The organism is Pseudomonas sp. TE31087 (assembly GCF_057284075.1).
Map to the genome: position 1 here is coordinate 5751911 of NZ_JBXVNN010000001.1, position 14672 is coordinate 5766582.

General features: G+C 64.4%; 13 protein-coding genes. 9 read left to right on the forward strand and 4 right to left on the reverse strand.

The window, feature by feature from the left end:
- Positions 1–193: 193 nt before the first annotated feature.
- The gene (locus ACZ899_RS26110; RefSeq protein WP_050706836.1) at positions 194–1105 is read right to left on the reverse strand and encodes a LysR family transcriptional regulator; all 912 of its coding nucleotides are present in this window, start codon (positions 1103–1105) and stop codon (positions 194–196) included.
- Positions 1106–1234: 129 nt separating this feature from the next.
- On the opposite strand from ACZ899_RS26110, the gene ACZ899_RS26115 reads away from it, so the two are divergent.
- From ACZ899_RS26115 to ACZ899_RS26135, 5 genes are all read left to right on the forward strand, one after another.
- Complete coding sequence (locus ACZ899_RS26115) at positions 1235–2521, forward strand: MFS transporter (protein WP_050706835.1); 1287 nt, start codon at positions 1235–1237, stop codon at positions 2519–2521.
- A 10-nt stretch (positions 2522–2531) separates the two neighbouring features.
- On the forward strand, positions 2532–3311 hold the full coding sequence (locus tag ACZ899_RS26120) for a 5-oxoprolinase subunit PxpA (RefSeq protein WP_198745408.1): 780 nt from the start codon (positions 2532–2534) through the stop codon (positions 3309–3311).
- A complete protein-coding gene (pxpB, locus tag ACZ899_RS26125) occupies positions 3308–4003 on the forward strand; it encodes a 5-oxoprolinase subunit PxpB (RefSeq protein WP_203651345.1) in 696 nt (231 codons plus the stop codon). The genes ACZ899_RS26120 and pxpB overlap by 4 nt, the downstream gene beginning before the upstream one ends.
- Positions 4000–4923 carry a 5-oxoprolinase subunit C family protein gene (locus ACZ899_RS26130; RefSeq protein ID WP_234560261.1) on the forward strand — a complete coding sequence of 308 codons (924 nt, stop codon included), beginning with the start codon at positions 4000–4002 and terminating at the stop codon, positions 4921–4923. The genes pxpB and ACZ899_RS26130 overlap by 4 nt, the downstream gene beginning before the upstream one ends.
- Positions 4924–5042: 119 nt before the next feature.
- Positions 5043–5939 carry an RHS repeat-associated core domain-containing protein gene (locus ACZ899_RS26135; RefSeq protein ID WP_485627965.1) on the forward strand — a complete coding sequence of 299 codons (897 nt, stop codon included), beginning with the start codon at positions 5043–5045 and terminating at the stop codon, positions 5937–5939.
- A 61-nt stretch (positions 5940–6000) separates the two neighbouring features.
- Here the strand turns inward: ACZ899_RS26135 and ACZ899_RS26140 are convergent, their stop codons facing one another.
- Positions 6001–7179 carry a vWA domain-containing protein gene (locus ACZ899_RS26140; protein WP_050706827.1) on the reverse strand — a complete coding sequence of 393 codons (1179 nt, stop codon included), beginning with the start codon at positions 7177–7179 and terminating at the stop codon, positions 6001–6003.
- Positions 7180–7192: 13 nt separating this feature from the next.
- On the reverse strand, positions 7193–8038 hold the full coding sequence (locus ACZ899_RS26145) for an AAA family ATPase (protein ID WP_011535085.1): 846 nt from the start codon (positions 8036–8038) through the stop codon (positions 7193–7195).
- Positions 8039–8332: 294 nt separating this feature from the next.
- Between ACZ899_RS26145 and cysK the strand changes: the two genes are divergently transcribed.
- From cysK to ACZ899_RS26160, 3 genes are all read left to right on the forward strand, one after another.
- A complete protein-coding gene (gene cysK / locus ACZ899_RS26150; protein WP_203651363.1) occupies positions 8333–9307 on the forward strand; it encodes a cysteine synthase A in 975 nt (324 codons plus the stop codon).
- A gap of 261 nt (positions 9308–9568) precedes the next feature.
- Positions 9569–10504 (forward strand): aspartyl/asparaginyl beta-hydroxylase domain-containing protein, encoded by a 936-nt coding sequence (locus ACZ899_RS26155; protein WP_234560263.1) that lies wholly within the window; start codon positions 9569–9571, stop codon positions 10502–10504.
- 382 nt (positions 10505–10886) lie between these two features.
- Positions 10887–11768 carry a DMT family transporter gene (locus tag ACZ899_RS26160; RefSeq protein ID WP_234560264.1) on the forward strand — a complete coding sequence of 294 codons (882 nt, stop codon included), beginning with the start codon at positions 10887–10889 and terminating at the stop codon, positions 11766–11768.
- Between the two features lie 39 nt (positions 11769–11807).
- Here the strand turns inward: ACZ899_RS26160 and ACZ899_RS26165 are convergent, their stop codons facing one another.
- Complete coding sequence (locus ACZ899_RS26165; protein ID WP_110739181.1) at positions 11808–12683, reverse strand: DMT family transporter; 876 nt, start codon at positions 12681–12683, stop codon at positions 11808–11810.
- 224 nt (positions 12684–12907) lie between these two features.
- Here ACZ899_RS26165 and aceK point away from each other — a divergent pair, with 224 nt between their 5' ends.
- Positions 12908–14623 (forward strand): bifunctional isocitrate dehydrogenase kinase/phosphatase, encoded by a 1716-nt coding sequence (gene aceK / locus ACZ899_RS26170; RefSeq protein ID WP_234560265.1) that lies wholly within the window; start codon positions 12908–12910, stop codon positions 14621–14623.
- Positions 14624–14672 lie beyond the last annotated feature (49 nt).

Consider the following 14672-nt stretch of genomic DNA (forward strand, 5'->3'; position numbering starts at 1 on the left):
GATTGAGTAGGCATGGAAAGTCCCTGTCCAGTTTTGCCGTGCTCTCCGGAGAAGGAGAAGCCGTTACAGGACAGTGACCTTAGGAGCGATACAGGAGGAAGTCTCGATCATGACTTCCTAAATGGTCGTGGGAAAATTCTCTGTTTTTAGCTTTATGGATTCGAGGGTCATGAGTTAGCCCGCGACGGGCCTTTCAGACCAGCACAATCCGCTGCCCGCCCACATCCCGCGCATAGCGCTCCAGCACCTGCCGGCACACGCCCACCACCTCGTCCACCAGCGCCACACCGGTCTGCCACGCCACCACCAGCTCCAGGCTCGGCGGTGGCTGCAAGCCTTCCAGCAACACCAGCTCGCCACGGCTTAGTTCGCCATCCACCAATGCCGGCGGCAATGCGCCAATACCGAAGCCGTCGCGCAGCAGGCGGGTGATGGCCGCCACCGAGTTCACGCAGTTCAGGCGCGGCGCCTCGGCTCCGGCGGCCTGCAGCAGGCCGAGCACTTCCTGGTGCGGCCGCGAGTTCTTCGAGAAGGTGACGATGCGCTCGCGGGCCAGCTCCGCCAGCGAGGCGTAGGTACGGTGGTGCGGCGAGCCGGCGGCGACGATCCAGCCCATCGGGTAGCGCGCCAGGTCGTGGCTGCGGATCGACTGCTCGCGCAGCAGGTCGGTCTGCAGGATCACGTCGAGAAAACCCTTCTGCAACTGCTCGCGCAGGTTCAGCGCGGTATCGGCCACCAGCTCGATCTCCACCTGCGGGTAGCGCTCGCCCAGCTCCGCCACCAGGGCGCTCATCCAGGTGTGGATGACCGTGTCCATCACCCCCAGGCGGATGCGCCCGGTCTTGGCCCGGTCGCTGTCCAGCGACTGCTTCATGGCCTTGGCGGTGTCGAGCATGCGCTCGGCGTACTCCAGCACCTTGGCGCCTTCCGGCGTCAGGCTGACCCCGCGGGAGTCGCGCAGCAGCAGTTTCACGCCCAGGTCGGCTTCCAGCGCGGCGATGCGGCTGGACACCGAGGCCTGGGTGGTGAACAGCTTCTCGGCGGTGAGGCGGAAGCTCCTGAGCCGGGCGACCCAGACGAAGGTTTCGAGGAAACGAAGGTTCATGATCAGTTTTTCTTGTTCCAGACCGGCGGTTTTTCTCGTTGGACGCAGGCGGCGCGGCCTCTGAACATGAAGCCCAGGCCGCGACGCCCGACGTCGCCCATAGAACAATACCAACAAGCCGAGGCAACCATGAACCCGACCGGCGTGCAGCAGCAGGCCCCCGCCCGAACCTCGAGCGGCCCCTTCGCCTGGTACCGCGACATCGACTCCCAGCAACGACGCACCTTCTGGAGCTGCAAGATCGGCTACGGCCTGGACGGCATGGACACCCAGATGCTGAGTTTCGTCATCCCCACCCTGATCATGGTGTGGGGCATCAGCACCGCCGAGGCCGGGTTGATCCACACCAGCACCTTGATCGCCTCGGCCCTGGGCGGCTGGATCGCCGGCATTCTGTCCGACCGCATCGGGCGGGTGCGCACCCTGCAGCTGACGGTGCTGTGGTTCGCCTTTTTCACCTTCCTCTGCGGCTTCGCCCAGAGTTACGAGCAACTGCTGATCGCCCGCACCCTGATGGGCTTCGGCTTCGGCGGCGAATGGACCGCCGGCGCGGTGCTGATCGGCGAGGTGATCCGTGCCCAGGACCGTGGCAAGGCGGTGGGCATGGTGCAGTCGGGCTGGGCCATCGGCTGGGGCCTGACGGCGATCCTCTATGCCCTGCTGTTCTCCTGGCTGCCGGCCGAGCAGGCCTGGCGCGCGCTGTTCCTGCTGGGCCTGCTGCCAGCGATCTTCGTGATCTTCGTCCGGCGCCTGGTCAAGGACCCGGAGATCTACCGTCAGGCCAAGGCCGTGGAACAGGCCGAGGCGCCTGCGCAGTTCTACGAGATCTTCGCCCCCGGCATGCTCTGGACCACGATCCGCGCCTCGCTGCTGACCACCGGCGCCCTGGGCGGCTACTACGCCATCACCTCGTGGCTGCCGACCTTCCTCAAGAACGAGCGCGGCCTGAGCGTGCTGGGCACCGGCGGCTACCTGGCGATGGTCATCGTCGGCTCCTACATCGGCTACGTGGTCAGCGCCTACCTGTGCGACCTGCTGGGGCGCAGGAAGAACTTCATCCTGTTCGCCGTGGGCTCGTTCGTCATCGTCCTGCTCTACACACAAATGCCGGTCAGCGACGGGGTGATGCTGTGGCTGGGCTTCCCCCTGGGCTTCTTTGCTTCGGGCATCTTCAGCGGCATGGGCTCGTTCCTCACCGAACTGTTCCCGACCCGGATCCGCGGATCGGGGCAGGGCTTCTGCTACAACATCGGCAAGGTGGTCGCGGCGATGTTCCCGTTGCTGATCGGCCTGCTCGGCGAGAAAGTGCCGTTGGGCCTGGGGATTGGCGCCTTCGCCGCGGTGTCCTACGGTGTGGTGATCCTGGCGGCCCTGAGCCTGCCGGAAACCCGCGGCAAAGCGCTCCAGGCGCGCTAAGGTAGGCATCATGAATATTGATACGGAGGTCCGCCAGGTGAAACGCCTGCTACTCAATTGCGACATGGGTGAGAGCTTCGGCAACTGGCGCATGGGCCAGGACGCCAAGGTCATGCCGTTCATCGACTGCGCCAACATCGCCTGCGGCTACCACGCCGGCGACCCGGGTACCATGCGCCGCACCGTGGCCCTGGCCCTGGAGCACCGGGTGGCCATCGGCGCGCACCCAGCCTATCCGGACCTGATGGGTTTCGGTCGCCGCTCCATGGCCTGCAGCAGCGACGAGATCCGCGACCTGCTGCATTACCAGATCGGCGCCCTGGACGGCATCTGCCGGGTGCTCGGCGGCCGGGTGGCCTACGTCAAGCCCCACGGCGCGCTGTACAACGACATGATGGCCAACCCGGACATCCTGCGCACCGTGCTCGAAGCGGTGGCGGCGTTCGACAGCGGTCTGCCGCTGATGCTCATGGCCACCGCCGACGACAGCGCCGCCCAGGCCCTGGGCGATGAAGTCGGCGTACCGCTGTGGTTCGAGGCCTTCGCCGACCGTGGCTACACCGCCAGCGGGCACCTGATGTCGCGGCGCCTGCCGAACGCGGTGCACCACGATCCGGCGCTGGTGGTCGAGCAGGCCTTGCGCCTGGCCAAGGGCGAGGCCCTGGTGGCTGACGACGGCAGCGACGTGCGCTTGAACGCCAGCACCCTGTGCGTGCACGGCGACAACGACGGCTCGGTGGCCGCCGTGCGCCAGATCCGCCAGGCCCTGGATGCACTGGAGCAAGCATGACGCCACGTATCGAGGTGGTGGCCATCGACAGCCTGATGGTGCGGCTGTTCGATGCCATCGATGAAGGCAACATGCCGTGGATCCTCGCCGCCAGCCAGCGCTTGCGGGAGGCTTTCGGCCAACAGTTGATCGACCTGGTGCCGTCCTACACCACGCTGATGGTGCAGTTCGACCTGGCGCCGGGCGAGGCGCGCCAGCGTATCCAGCACGCGCTGGAGGGCCTGCGGCCGGATGCCGGCCAGGCCGGGCGTCGGCACGAGATCCCGGTGTGGTACCACGCCAGTGTCGGCCCCGAGCTGCCGGTGCTGGCCGCGCGCGGCGGGATGAGCGAGGCCGAGGTGATCCGCCTGCATTGTGCTCGCGACTACCCGGTGTTCGCCCTGGGTTTCGCGCCGGGCTTCGGCTTCATGGGCCTGGTCGACGAACGCCTGGCCACGCCGCGCCTGAGCACCCCGCGCAAGCGCGTGGCAGCGGGCAGCGTCGGCATCGCCGAACGCCAGACTGCCGCCTATCCCGCCGTGTCGCCGGGCGGCTGGAACCTGATCGGTCGCACGCCGGTGCGCCTGTTCGACCGCGAGCGCGAGGGCTACAGCCTGCTGCAACCTGGCGATCGGGTGCGTTTCGTGGCCGTCGAGCGGGCCGAATTCATCAACCTGGGCGGTGACGACAGCCCGCTGGAGGCCCAGGCATGAGCCAGTTGCGAGTCGAGGCCAGCACCGCGCTGTGTCTGTTGCAGGATGCCGGGCGTTTCGGTGTGCGGCACCTGGGCGTGACCCAGGGTGGCGCGCTGGACTGGGTAGCGATGCGCTGGGCCAACTGGCTGCTGGGCAATGCCCTGGGCAGCGCCGTGGTGGAGATTGCGCTTGGCGGCTTCAGCGTGGTGGCCGAGCAGGACTGCGTGCTGGCGCTGGCCGGGGCTGACCTGGATGCGCAGATCGACGGGCAGGCCGTGGCGCCCTGGACCAGTTTCAATCTGGGCAAGGGCCAGCGCCTGACGCTGCGTCAGCCTCGCCAGGGGGTACGTGCTTACCTGGCGGTGCCGGGCGGGTTCGTGGGGGAGTCGGTGCTGGGGAGTTGCGCCACCGTGGTACGGGAAGAGCTGGGCGGGGTAGATGGCCAGGGCCGGGCGTTGGTGAAAGGGGAGGTACTGCATGCTGCTGGATCCATCGCGGAAGTAGCCCGCTCCCACGTGCCCGAAACGCTGCGGCCGGTGTATGCCGAGAAACCGGTATTGGACCTGGTGATGGGCGCGCAGATCGGTGACTTCAGCGGCATCAGCCTGTTCGAGGTGTTCAACCGTGACTGGACGCTGGACAGCCGTGCCGACCGCATGGGCATTCGCCTGCTCGGGCCACAACTGGTCTACCAGGGCGCGCCGATGATCTCCGAGGGGATCCCCCTCGGCGCCGTGCAGGTGCCGCCGGATGGACAGCCGATCGTGTTGCTCAATGACCGGCAGACGATCGGTGGATATCCGCGCCTGGGGGCGTTGACGCCGTTGGCGCTGGCGCAATTGGCGCAGTGCATGCCGGGGACTGCGGTGCGGTTTCGGGCAGTGGTGCAGGATTTGGCATGGACCGAGCTGAAAGCTTATAGCGAGCGCTGGCGGTAATCGCTGAGTTGGCAAGGATTGCTTGCAGGTAACTGGTAGTTTTGTCAGTTGCAGCTCCCCGGGCCTCTGGTCAGCATTTACCAATACCACTCAGGTGTGATCGGAACGGGAGGCAGCCGATGGCTGCGCGATGCAAGATTGAGCTGTTAGCTGTCGACAGGTCCCGCTCGATAATGGCTGGCCAGCCAGCAGCTAGGCAGCCTGCATACAGTGCGTACGGCTACTGCGCAGATGCCGGGGAGGCAGCTTTTCTTGCGTTCAATGGAGAGCATTGGGACGCAGATGCCGAGGGTTACCTGCTGGGTAACGGGTACCGTTTGTACAGCCCTTCCTTGTTGCGTTTTTTATCTGCGGATGAGATGAGTCCATTCGGCAAGGGGGGGACCAATGCTTATGCCTATTGTGGTGGGGATCCGATAAATAACGTCGACCCCTCCGGCCGAGGGATTTTGCCAGTGAAGTGGGCTCATGCAATCAATTCAAAGGCGCAAAGAACCCTTTTCGATGCGGGGGCGTTAATTCCGTTCAAAAACCTGGGTATGGCCAAAGGTGTGGATCCCTACCAACTAAAGCGCGACTTCAAGCGAGGTAATGTGGGGTCGGTAGTGGAGCGGGTGGGCATCGGCTATATCGGTTATTTGCTCGATGGTCATCCTAATCAGGCACGAAATGTTCTGATCGCCTCGACCAAAAACGCATTTGATTTGGTGGTGAGTGGCAATGTAAGTGTTGAGCTCGGCGAACGCTTTCTCCCCCCACCACAAGGTCCCTACGGTATAGCTTTTAACGACGCTGCGGTCTTGGCTTGGCTGGCTTCTGGTCAGTACTATGAGTCCGGACAGCGCCCAGAGCTAGCGCCGCAGGCGGCAAATGCGGTGAATGCACGAAATGCAGGGGATAAGGTCGAACGCATCCTTTCAAGGAGAATGGAGAGTCTGCGCAATGGGCAGGCTATAGCCGTCGACGACTGGTACGCCAGTGAGATCAATAGGTTGCTAAGTCTGACAAGCGCTTGAACTTCAGATGAGTGAGGGGCTGCTGTTTCTTCAGCGAAATAGCGCAGCCCCCTCCTGAAGTTTACTTGGACAGGTAACGCATCCCATCCTCCAACCCCTGCAAGGTCAGCGGAAACATCCTGTCCTCGATCAGGTCCCGCACCAGGTGGGTCGAAGCGGTGTACTCCCAGGCCTGCTTCGGATACGGGTTGATCCAGATGATCTTCCTGAATTTCTCCATGAAGCGCTGCATCCACACATACCCGGCTTCTTCGTTCCAGTGCTCGACGCTGCCGCCCGGCTGGGTGATCTCGTAGGGCGCCATGGCCGCGTCGCCGACGAACACCACCTTGTAGTCGTCACCGTACTTGTGCAGCAGGTCGAAGGTGGAGAAGCGCTCGGAAGTCCGGCGCAGGTTGTTCTTCCACACCGACTCGTAGATGAAGTTGTGGAAGTAGTAGTACTCCAGGTGCTTGAACTCGGTCTTGCAGGCCGAGAACAGTTCCTCGCAGACCTTCACGTGGGCGTCCATCGAACCGCCGATGTCGAACAGCAACAGCAGCTTGACCGTGTTGCGTCGCTCTGGGCGCATCTGGATGTTCAGCAGGCCTGCGTCACGGGCGGTGTGGTCGATGGTGCCGTCGATATCCAGCTCCTCGGCGGCGCCTTCGCGGGCGAACTTGCGCAGGCGGCGCAGGGCCAGCTTGATGTTGCGCGTGCCCAGCTCGACCTGGTCGTCGAGGTTCTTGTACTCGCGCTGGTCCCACACCTTCACCGCCTTGCCCTGGCGCTTGCCGGCCTCGCCGACGCGGATGCCCTCGGGGTTGAAGCCGCCGGAGCCGAACGGGCTGGTGCCGCCGGTGCCGATCCACTTGTTGCCCCCGGCGTGGCGCTCCTTCTGCTCCTCAAGGCGTTTCTTGAACTCCTCGATCAGCTTGTCCAGGCCGCCCAGGGACTGGATCTGCGCCCGTTCCTCGTCAGTCAGCGAGCGCTCGAACTCCTTGCGCAGCCAGTCGTCGGGAATCAGGGCCTCGATATGCCGGTCGAGGTTTTCCAAGCCCTTGAAGTAGGCGGCGAATGCGCGGTCGAACTTGTCGAAATGGCGCTCGTCCTTCACCAGGATGGCCCGGGCCAAGTAGTAGAAGGCGTCCATGTCGGCGAACACCACGCCCTTCTGCAGGGCATGGTGCAGGTCGAGCAGCTCGCGCACCGACACCGGTACCTTGGCCGCGCGCATTTCATTGAACAGGTTGAGCAGCATGGCCCGGCTCCTGTCAGCGGTTGCCGCGCCGGCTCATGAAGGCCAGGCGCTCGAGCAGTTGCACGTCTTGCTCGTTCTTGACCAGGGCACCGGCCAGCGGCGGGATGGCCTTGGTCGGGTCGCGTTCGCGCAGCACGGCCTCACCGATGTTGTCGGCCATCAGCAGCTTGAGCCAGTCGACCAGCTCGGAGGTGGACGGTTTTTTCTTCAGGCCCGGGACCTTGCGCACGTCGAAGAACACGTCCAGTGCCTCGCTGACCAGCGACTGGCTGATATTCGGGTAGTGCACGTCGACGATCTGCTGCAGGGTGGCGCGGTCGGGGAAGGCGATGTAGTGGAAGAAGCAGCGGCGCAGGAAGGCGTCGGGCAGTTCCTTCTCGTTGTTGGAAGTGATGATGATGATCGGGCGTTGCTTGGCCTTGATGGTCTCGTCGATCTCGTAGACGTAGAACTCCATCTTGTCGAGTTCCTGCAACAGGTCGTTGGGGAACTCGATGTCGGCCTTGTCGATCTCGTCGATCAGCAGGATCACCCGCTCGTCGGCCTCGAAGGCCTCCCACAGCTTGCCCTTCTTCAGGTAGTTGCGCACGTCGTGGACCTTGTCCACGCCCAGTTGCGAGTCGCGCAGGCGGCTGACCGCGTCGTACTCGTACAGGCCCTGGTGGGCCTTGGTGGTGGACTTGATGTGCCAGGTGATCAGGCGGGCGCCGAAGGAGGCGGCGAGCTGCTCGGCGAGCATGGTCTTGCCGGTGCCCGGCTCGCCCTTGACCAGCAGCGGGCGCTCCAGGGTGATGGCCGCGTTGACCGCTAGCTTCAGGTCGTCTGTGGCGACGTAGTCGCGGGTGCCTTCGAACTTCATGAACCGATCCTCTGGGTGGCTGGGCCCGACTCATCGCGGGGCAAGCCCGCTCCCACAGGATTTGAGCGCAACCTGTGGGAGCGGGCTTGTCCCGCGATGAGGGCAGTGCAGCCAACGCATGTTTATTGATGTGTCAGCGACTATAACCCCGCACCCGCCGCCTGCAAACGCAGACCGGGTATTCAGTCCCTGAATGGTCCGTCACCCCCGGTAACAGAGCAGGCTTTACGCCCCACCCCGGCAGGCTTACCCTTTTAGGTCCACCTGCCAGCCCTGCATTCAAGGACCCCTGCCATGAGCCGTATCTACGCCGACAACGCACATTCCATCGGCAACACGCCGCTGGTGCAGATCAACCGCATCGCCCCGCGCGGAGTGACCATCCTGGCCAAGATCGAGGGGCGCAACCCGGGTTATTCGGTGAAGTGCCGGATCGGCGCGAGCATGATCTGGGACGCCGAGGACAGCGGTAAGCTCAAGCCAGGCATGACCATCGTCGAGCCCACCTCGGGCAACACCGGCATCGGCCTGGCCTTCGTTGCCGCCGCCCGTGGCTACCGCTTGGTGCTGACCATGCCGGACTCGATGAGCCTGGAGCGGCGCAAGGTGTTAAAGGCTCTGGGCGCCGAGCTGGTGCTGACGGACAAGGCCAAGGGCATGAAGGGGGCCATCGAGAAGGCTAACGAAATCGTTGCTTCCGACCCTGCCAAACACTTTCTGCCGGGCCAGTTCGACAACCCGGCCAACCCGGCCATTCATGAGAAGACCACCGGCCCGGAAATCTGGAACGACACTGATGGCGCGGTTGACGTGCTGGTGGCCGGGGTCGGCACCGGCGGCACCATCACCGGGGTGTCGCGCTACATCAAGCACACCCAGGGCAAGCCGATCCTGTCGGTGGCTGTGGAACCGGTGAACTCGCCGCTGATCAGCCAGACCCTGGCCGGCGAGGAACTCAAGCCCAGCCCGCACAAGATCCAGGGCATCGGTGCCGGTTTCGTGCCGAAGAACCTCGACCTGTCGATCGTCGACCAGGTCGAGACCGTCACCGAGGACGAGTCCAAGGCCATGGCCATCCGCCTGATGCAGGAGGAGGGCATCCTCTGCGGCATTTCCTGTGGCGCGGCGATGGCGGCGGCGGTGCGCCTGGCCGAGAAACCCGAGATGCAGGGCAAGACCATCGTGGTGATCCTGCCGGACTCGGGCGAGCGCTACCTGTCGAGCATGCTGTTCAGCGACATGTTTACTGAACAGGAAAACCAGCAGTAAGCCAGGGACTTCTGCGCAGCCCATCGCGGCACAAGGCCGCTCCTACAAGGAGGTCGCGATCGCCTGTAGGAGCGGCCTTGTGCCGCGAACGGGGCCCGGGATATACGGGCCACCGCTGATCCGGCGCAATGTCGGCCTCTCTCGTTTATTGCACAATCCTTGACACTGCGATCCGGCACCGGTTGTTTTTACCCGGCCCGGATGGGTTTATGATGTCCGGCTATCTGGGGATGGCCAGATTTCCCCTCCAAGGAGTGTTGCATGACCTTTTCCTTCGTCGCCAAGGCAGGTGTCCTGCTGGTGTTCTTCGCCAGCGTGCTGTTCGTGCACCTGCGCGGCAAGGCACGCCTGCCGGTGCTGCGCCAGTTCGTCAACCATTCGGCGCTGTTCGCCCCCTACAACAGCCTGATGTACCTGTTCTCCGGCGTGCCTTCCAAGCCCTACCTGGACCGCCAGCGCTTCCCCGAGCTGGATGTGCTCAAGGACAACTGGGAAGTGATCCGCGAAGAGGCCATGCGCCTGTTCGACGAGGGTTATATTCGCGCTGCCGAGAAAGACAACGACGCAGGCTTTGGTTCGTTCTTCAAGAAAGGCTGGAAGCGTTTCTACCTGAAGTGGTACGACAAGCCGCTGCCGTCGGCCGAGGCGCTGTGCCCGAAGACCGTCGAACTGGTCAGTGGGATTCCCAACGTCAAGGGCGCGATGTTTGCCCTGTTGCCCGGCGGCAGCCACCTGAACCCGCACCGCGACCCGTTCGCAGGCTCCCTGCGCTATCACCTGGGCCTGTCCACGCCGAACTCGGACAACTGCCGCATCTACGTCGACGGCCAGCCCTACGCCTGGCGTGACGGCGAGGACGTGATGTTCGACGAGACCTTCGTGCACTGGGTCAAGAACGAGACCGATGTCACCCGCGTGATCCTGTTCTGCGACGTCGAGCGTCCGCTCAACAGCCCGCTGATGACCCGCATCAACCGCAAGGTCAGCGCCTTCCTCGGTCGCGCCACCGCGCCGCAGAACACCGATGACGAGCGCGTCGGCGGGATCAACCAGGCCTACGCCTGGAGCAAGCGCTTCAGCAATGTCGTCAGCACCCGGGTCAAGCAGTTCAAGCGCGCCAACCCCAAGGCCTACCGCGTGCTGCGGCCGGTGCTGGCGGTTGTCGTCGCCTACGCGCTGTACCGCTGGCTGTTCTGATCCGGTTGTGCAAGCTCGTTCCCGCTCCTGGTGGGAGCGGGCTTGCCCCGCGATGATTCCCCCGCTATATTCCGAAACACTCTCTTCCCAGAAGACCTGCTCATGCCCGCCATCCCTTCCACCACCGCTTACGTTCTCGCGCCTGTCGCGGGCGTGGTCGTGCGTGGCAGCCAGCAGCCGGCCATGATCAGTCACTACCCACCACCTGTCAGTGGCGTCGTAGGCGGCGTAGCTCCGCCTCCTTGCGCAGTCGTGGTGCTGGGCTGATCGGCCGCAGGCCGCTCCCCACCGCACTCGCAACCTACTGAACACGGTCGGCTATCCCCGCAAGACGCGATAGGCCCTCCGTACGGCTCATTTGCCCGTATACAGGTGGCAATACATGTCTGTTTTCAACAAAGCATCCGTGGCCTCGGCGGCCACCACCAGCCTGTTCGTCCTGCTGTGGAGCAGCGGGGCGATCGTTTCCAAGCTCGGCCTGGCCCAGGCCAGCCCTTTCGCCTTCCTGCTGCTGCGCTCGGCCCTGGCGCTTTTCGGTCTGTTGTTGATCGGACCGCTGCTCGGCTTGCGCTGGCCACGTACCCGGGGCGGCATTGTTCGCGCTTTGGGGACCGGCTGCGTGTTGCTGGGCGCCTACCAGATCTTCTACCTGCTGGCACTCAATACCCATGTCACCCCCGGCGTCATGGCCACGGTCATGGGCGTGCAACCGATCCTTACCGTGGTGCTGATGGAGCGCCAGCGCTCCTGGAACCGGCTATTCGGCCTGGGCCTGGGGCTTGGCGGCCTGGTGATGGTGGTCTACCAGGGCATCAACCTTGGCGGGGTGTCCCTGGCGGGCATGCTGTTCGCCCTGCTGGCACTGGCCAGCATGACCTTCGGCTCGATCCTGCAGAAGCGCATCACCGACAACCCGATGGGCACCTTGCCGCTGCAGTACCTGGCCGGTTTTGCCCTGTGCGCGCTGTTCGCGCCGTTCCAGCCGTTGCATGTCGAGTGGAACGCCAGCTTCGTCGGCGCGCTGCTGTGGATGGGGCTGGTGGTTTCGCTGCTGGCCACGCTGCTGCTGTACCGGCTGATCGCCCGTGGCAACCTGGTCAATGTCACCAGCCTGTTCTACCTGGTGCCGGCGGTGACGGCGGTGATGGACTTCGCCATCTTCGGTAACCGCCTGGCGCCGCTCAGCCTGCTGGGAATGGGGTTGATCGTGGTCGGGTTGCTGTTCGTGTTCCGCAAGCCGGCGTTGCGCGCGGCCGAGGCCTGAGTAAAGAAATGCTGGGAGCGGGGCAAGCCCGCTCCCACATCACGACCGTGCAGGGCGCAGCACCAGCCAGAGCGCCGCGGCGATCAGCAGGCCGCCGTACAGGTGCGCCATCGACAGCGGCTCATCCAGCAGCCACGCCCCCCACAGTACGCCGAACACCGGGATCAGGAAGGTCACGGTGCTGGCCTTGACCGGCCCGATTTCGTTCAGCAGGCGGAAGTACAAGATGTAGGCGAACGCCGTGCACAGTAGCCCCAGGCCCAAGAGCGACAGCCATACCTGCCAGCCGCCCCAGCTGGCAGGCGGCTGGGTCAGCGCGCTCCAGGCGAACAGCGGGCTCAGCAGCAGGGTGGCGCCGAGCATGCTGCCCAGGGCAGACAGACGGCTGTCCAGCGTTCCCACCCAGCGCCGCGCGAGGAAACCCGCGAAACCGTAGCAGGTGGTCGCCGCCAGGCACGCCAGGGCGCCTTGCACCAGGGCCATGTCCAGCGCCACCGGGCCGGCGCCGCTGAGGATGCCGACGCCGAACAGGCCGAGGAAGATCCCGCAGAGCTTGGGCAGGGTCATCGCCTCGCGGAAGAACAAGGTGCCGATCAGCACGCCCATCAGTGGCGTGGTGGCGTTGAAGATCGCCGAGTAGCCCGCCGGCAGCACCTGCGCCGCCACGGAATAGAACGTGGCCGGAATGCCGGAGTTGATCATGCCCAGCACCAGGCAGGCGCCCAGCTTGCCCTCGAAATTCCAGCGCACCCGGGCGGCGGCGAGGATGGCGATCAGCCCCAGGCAGGCGATCGACACGCGGAAAAAGGCGGTCGGCACGGTGCCGAGCTCGGGAGCGATGATGCGCATGAACAGGAAGCTGGCACCCCAGACGGCGGCAAGGGTCAACAGACGGGCAAGGGCGATGGGGCTCACGGGTGGTCTCCGGCGGTGGGGCAGGGGCGCGAGTGTACGTCAGTGGGCAAGCGGGATTCTTGTGCTTTCTTGCTGTGTAAGCCTTATCGCGGGGCAAGCCCGCTCCCACGTGTGGAACACTGGCGGCGTGGGAGCGGGCTTGCCCCGCGATAAGGTCCACACTGCCTGCGAGCCGCTTGCGGACGACTAAGCTATCTAACTCAACTTGCCATGAGATCCCGCGCATGACCCAACCCTGGCCCGCCGCCGACATCGCCCGGATGATCCTCGATGGCTTCGACGACTACCGCGAGCATTTTCGCCGCATCACCCTCGGTGCCCGCGAGCGTTTCGAGCAGGCGCGCTGGCAGGAAATCCAGCATGCCGCGGCGGCGCGGATCAATCTCTATGAAGAGAAGGTCGCCGAGGTCAACGGCTGGCTGCGCCAAGGCTTCGAGACCTCCCAACTGCTGGACGTCGAGCAGTGGCCATTGGTGAAGAACGCCTACATCCGCCTGATCGACCCGCGGCTGGACGATGAGCTGTCCGAGACCTGGTACAACTCGCTGTTCTGCAGCCTGTTCAGCCATGACCAGATCAGCGACGGCTGCATGTTCATCCACACCACTCGCCCGTCCATGCGCGGCCACGAGCGCGCGGCGCAGACCCGCACCTATGCGCTGGACGGTGGACTGAAGGGGCTGTTGCGGGCAATCTTCGCCGATTACCGCTTCAACGTGCCCTACGGGGACCTGGAGGGCGACCTGTCGCGGTTGCAGGACCAGCTGCGTGAATGCCTGCCCGACTGGGTGTGCAAGGACCCGGCGCTGGCAGTGGAGCTGTTCACCCCGGTGCTCTACCGCAACAAGGGCGCCTACCTGGTCGGGCGCCTGTACACCCCGGACGAGCAGTGGCCGCTGGTGATCCCGCTGCTGCACCGCGAAGGCCATGGCATCGAGGCCGATACGCTGATCACCGATGAGGCGGAGGTGTCGATCATCTTCTCCTTCACCCGTTCGTACTTCATGGTCGATGTGCCGGTGCCGGCGGAGTTCGTCAACTTCCTCAAGCGCATCCTGCCGGGCAAGCACATCGCCGAGCTGTACACCTCGATCGGCTTCTACAAACACGGCAAGTCGGAGTTCTACCGCGCACTGATCAACCACCTGGCCAGCAGCGACGACCGCTTCATCATGGCGCCGGGGGTGCGCGGGATGGTGATGAGCGTGTTCACCCTGCCGGGCTTCAACACGGTGTTCAAGATCATCAAGGATCGTTTCTCGCCGTCCAAGACTGTTGATCGCGCCACGGTGATTGAGAAATATCGCCTGGTGAAGAGCGTGGATCGCGTCGGACGCATGGCCGACACCCAGGAGTTCGCCGATTTTCGCTTCCCCCGCGCCAAGTTCGACCCCGACTGCCTTGCCGAGCTGCTGGAAGTGGCGCCCTCCACCGTGGCGCTGGAGGGGGACACGGTACTCATTCGTCACTGCTGGACCGAGCGACGCATGACCCCGCTCAATCTCTACCTTGAACAGGCCAGCGAAGCCCAGGTGCTGGAAGCGCTGGAGGACTACGGGCTGGCGATCAAGCAGCTGGCGGCGGCCAACATCTTCCCTGGTGACATGCTGCTGAAGAACTTCGGCGTTACTCGCCATGGCCGGGTGGTGTTCTACGATTACGACGAGATCAGCTACCTCACCGAGGTCAACTTCCGCCATATCCCGCCGCCGCGCTACCCCGAGGACGAGATGTCGGGCGAACCGTGGTACTCGATCGGGCCGCACGACGTGTTCCCCGAGGAGTTTCCGCCGTTCCTGTTCGCCGATATCGGCCAGCGCCGCTTGTTCAGCCGACTGCATGGCGAGTTGTATGACGCCGATTACTGGAAAGGGCTGCAGGAGGCGATCCGCGCGGGGAAGGTGATCGATGTTTTTCCGTATCGGCGCAAGGGGCGCTGAATGGCGCCCAAACATGTAACCCTGTAGGAGCGGCCTTGTGCCGCGAAAG

Excerpts from the sequence above, each read along its gene's own strand:
- ACZ899_RS26110 (WP_050706836.1), bottom strand. The coding sequence starts at position 1,105 with ATGAACCTTCGTTTCCTCGAAACCTTCGTCTGGGTCGCCCGGCTCAGG.
- ACZ899_RS26115 (WP_050706835.1), top strand. The coding sequence starts at position 1,235 with ATGAACCCGACCGGCGTGCAGCAGCAGGCCCCCGCCCGAACCTCGAGC.
- ACZ899_RS26120 (WP_198745408.1), top strand. The coding sequence starts at position 2,532 with ATGAATATTGATACGGAGGTCCGCCAGGTGAAACGCCTGCTACTCAAT.
- pxpB (WP_203651345.1), top strand. The coding sequence starts at position 3,308 with ATGACGCCACGTATCGAGGTGGTGGCCATCGACAGCCTGATGGTGCGG.
- ACZ899_RS26130 (WP_234560261.1), top strand. The coding sequence starts at position 4,000 with ATGAGCCAGTTGCGAGTCGAGGCCAGCACCGCGCTGTGTCTGTTGCAG.
- ACZ899_RS26135 (WP_485627965.1), top strand. The coding sequence starts at position 5,043 with ATGGCTGCGCGATGCAAGATTGAGCTGTTAGCTGTCGACAGGTCCCGC.
- ACZ899_RS26140 (WP_050706827.1), bottom strand. The coding sequence starts at position 7,179 with ATGCTGCTCAACCTGTTCAATGAAATGCGCGCGGCCAAGGTACCGGTG.
- ACZ899_RS26145 (WP_011535085.1), bottom strand. The coding sequence starts at position 8,038 with ATGAAGTTCGAAGGCACCCGCGACTACGTCGCCACAGACGACCTGAAG.
- cysK (WP_203651363.1), top strand. The coding sequence starts at position 8,333 with ATGAGCCGTATCTACGCCGACAACGCACATTCCATCGGCAACACGCCG.
- ACZ899_RS26155 (WP_234560263.1), top strand. The coding sequence starts at position 9,569 with ATGACCTTTTCCTTCGTCGCCAAGGCAGGTGTCCTGCTGGTGTTCTTC.
- ACZ899_RS26160 (WP_234560264.1), top strand. The coding sequence starts at position 10,887 with ATGTCTGTTTTCAACAAAGCATCCGTGGCCTCGGCGGCCACCACCAGC.
- aceK (WP_234560265.1), top strand. The coding sequence starts at position 12,908 with ATGACCCAACCCTGGCCCGCCGCCGACATCGCCCGGATGATCCTCGAT.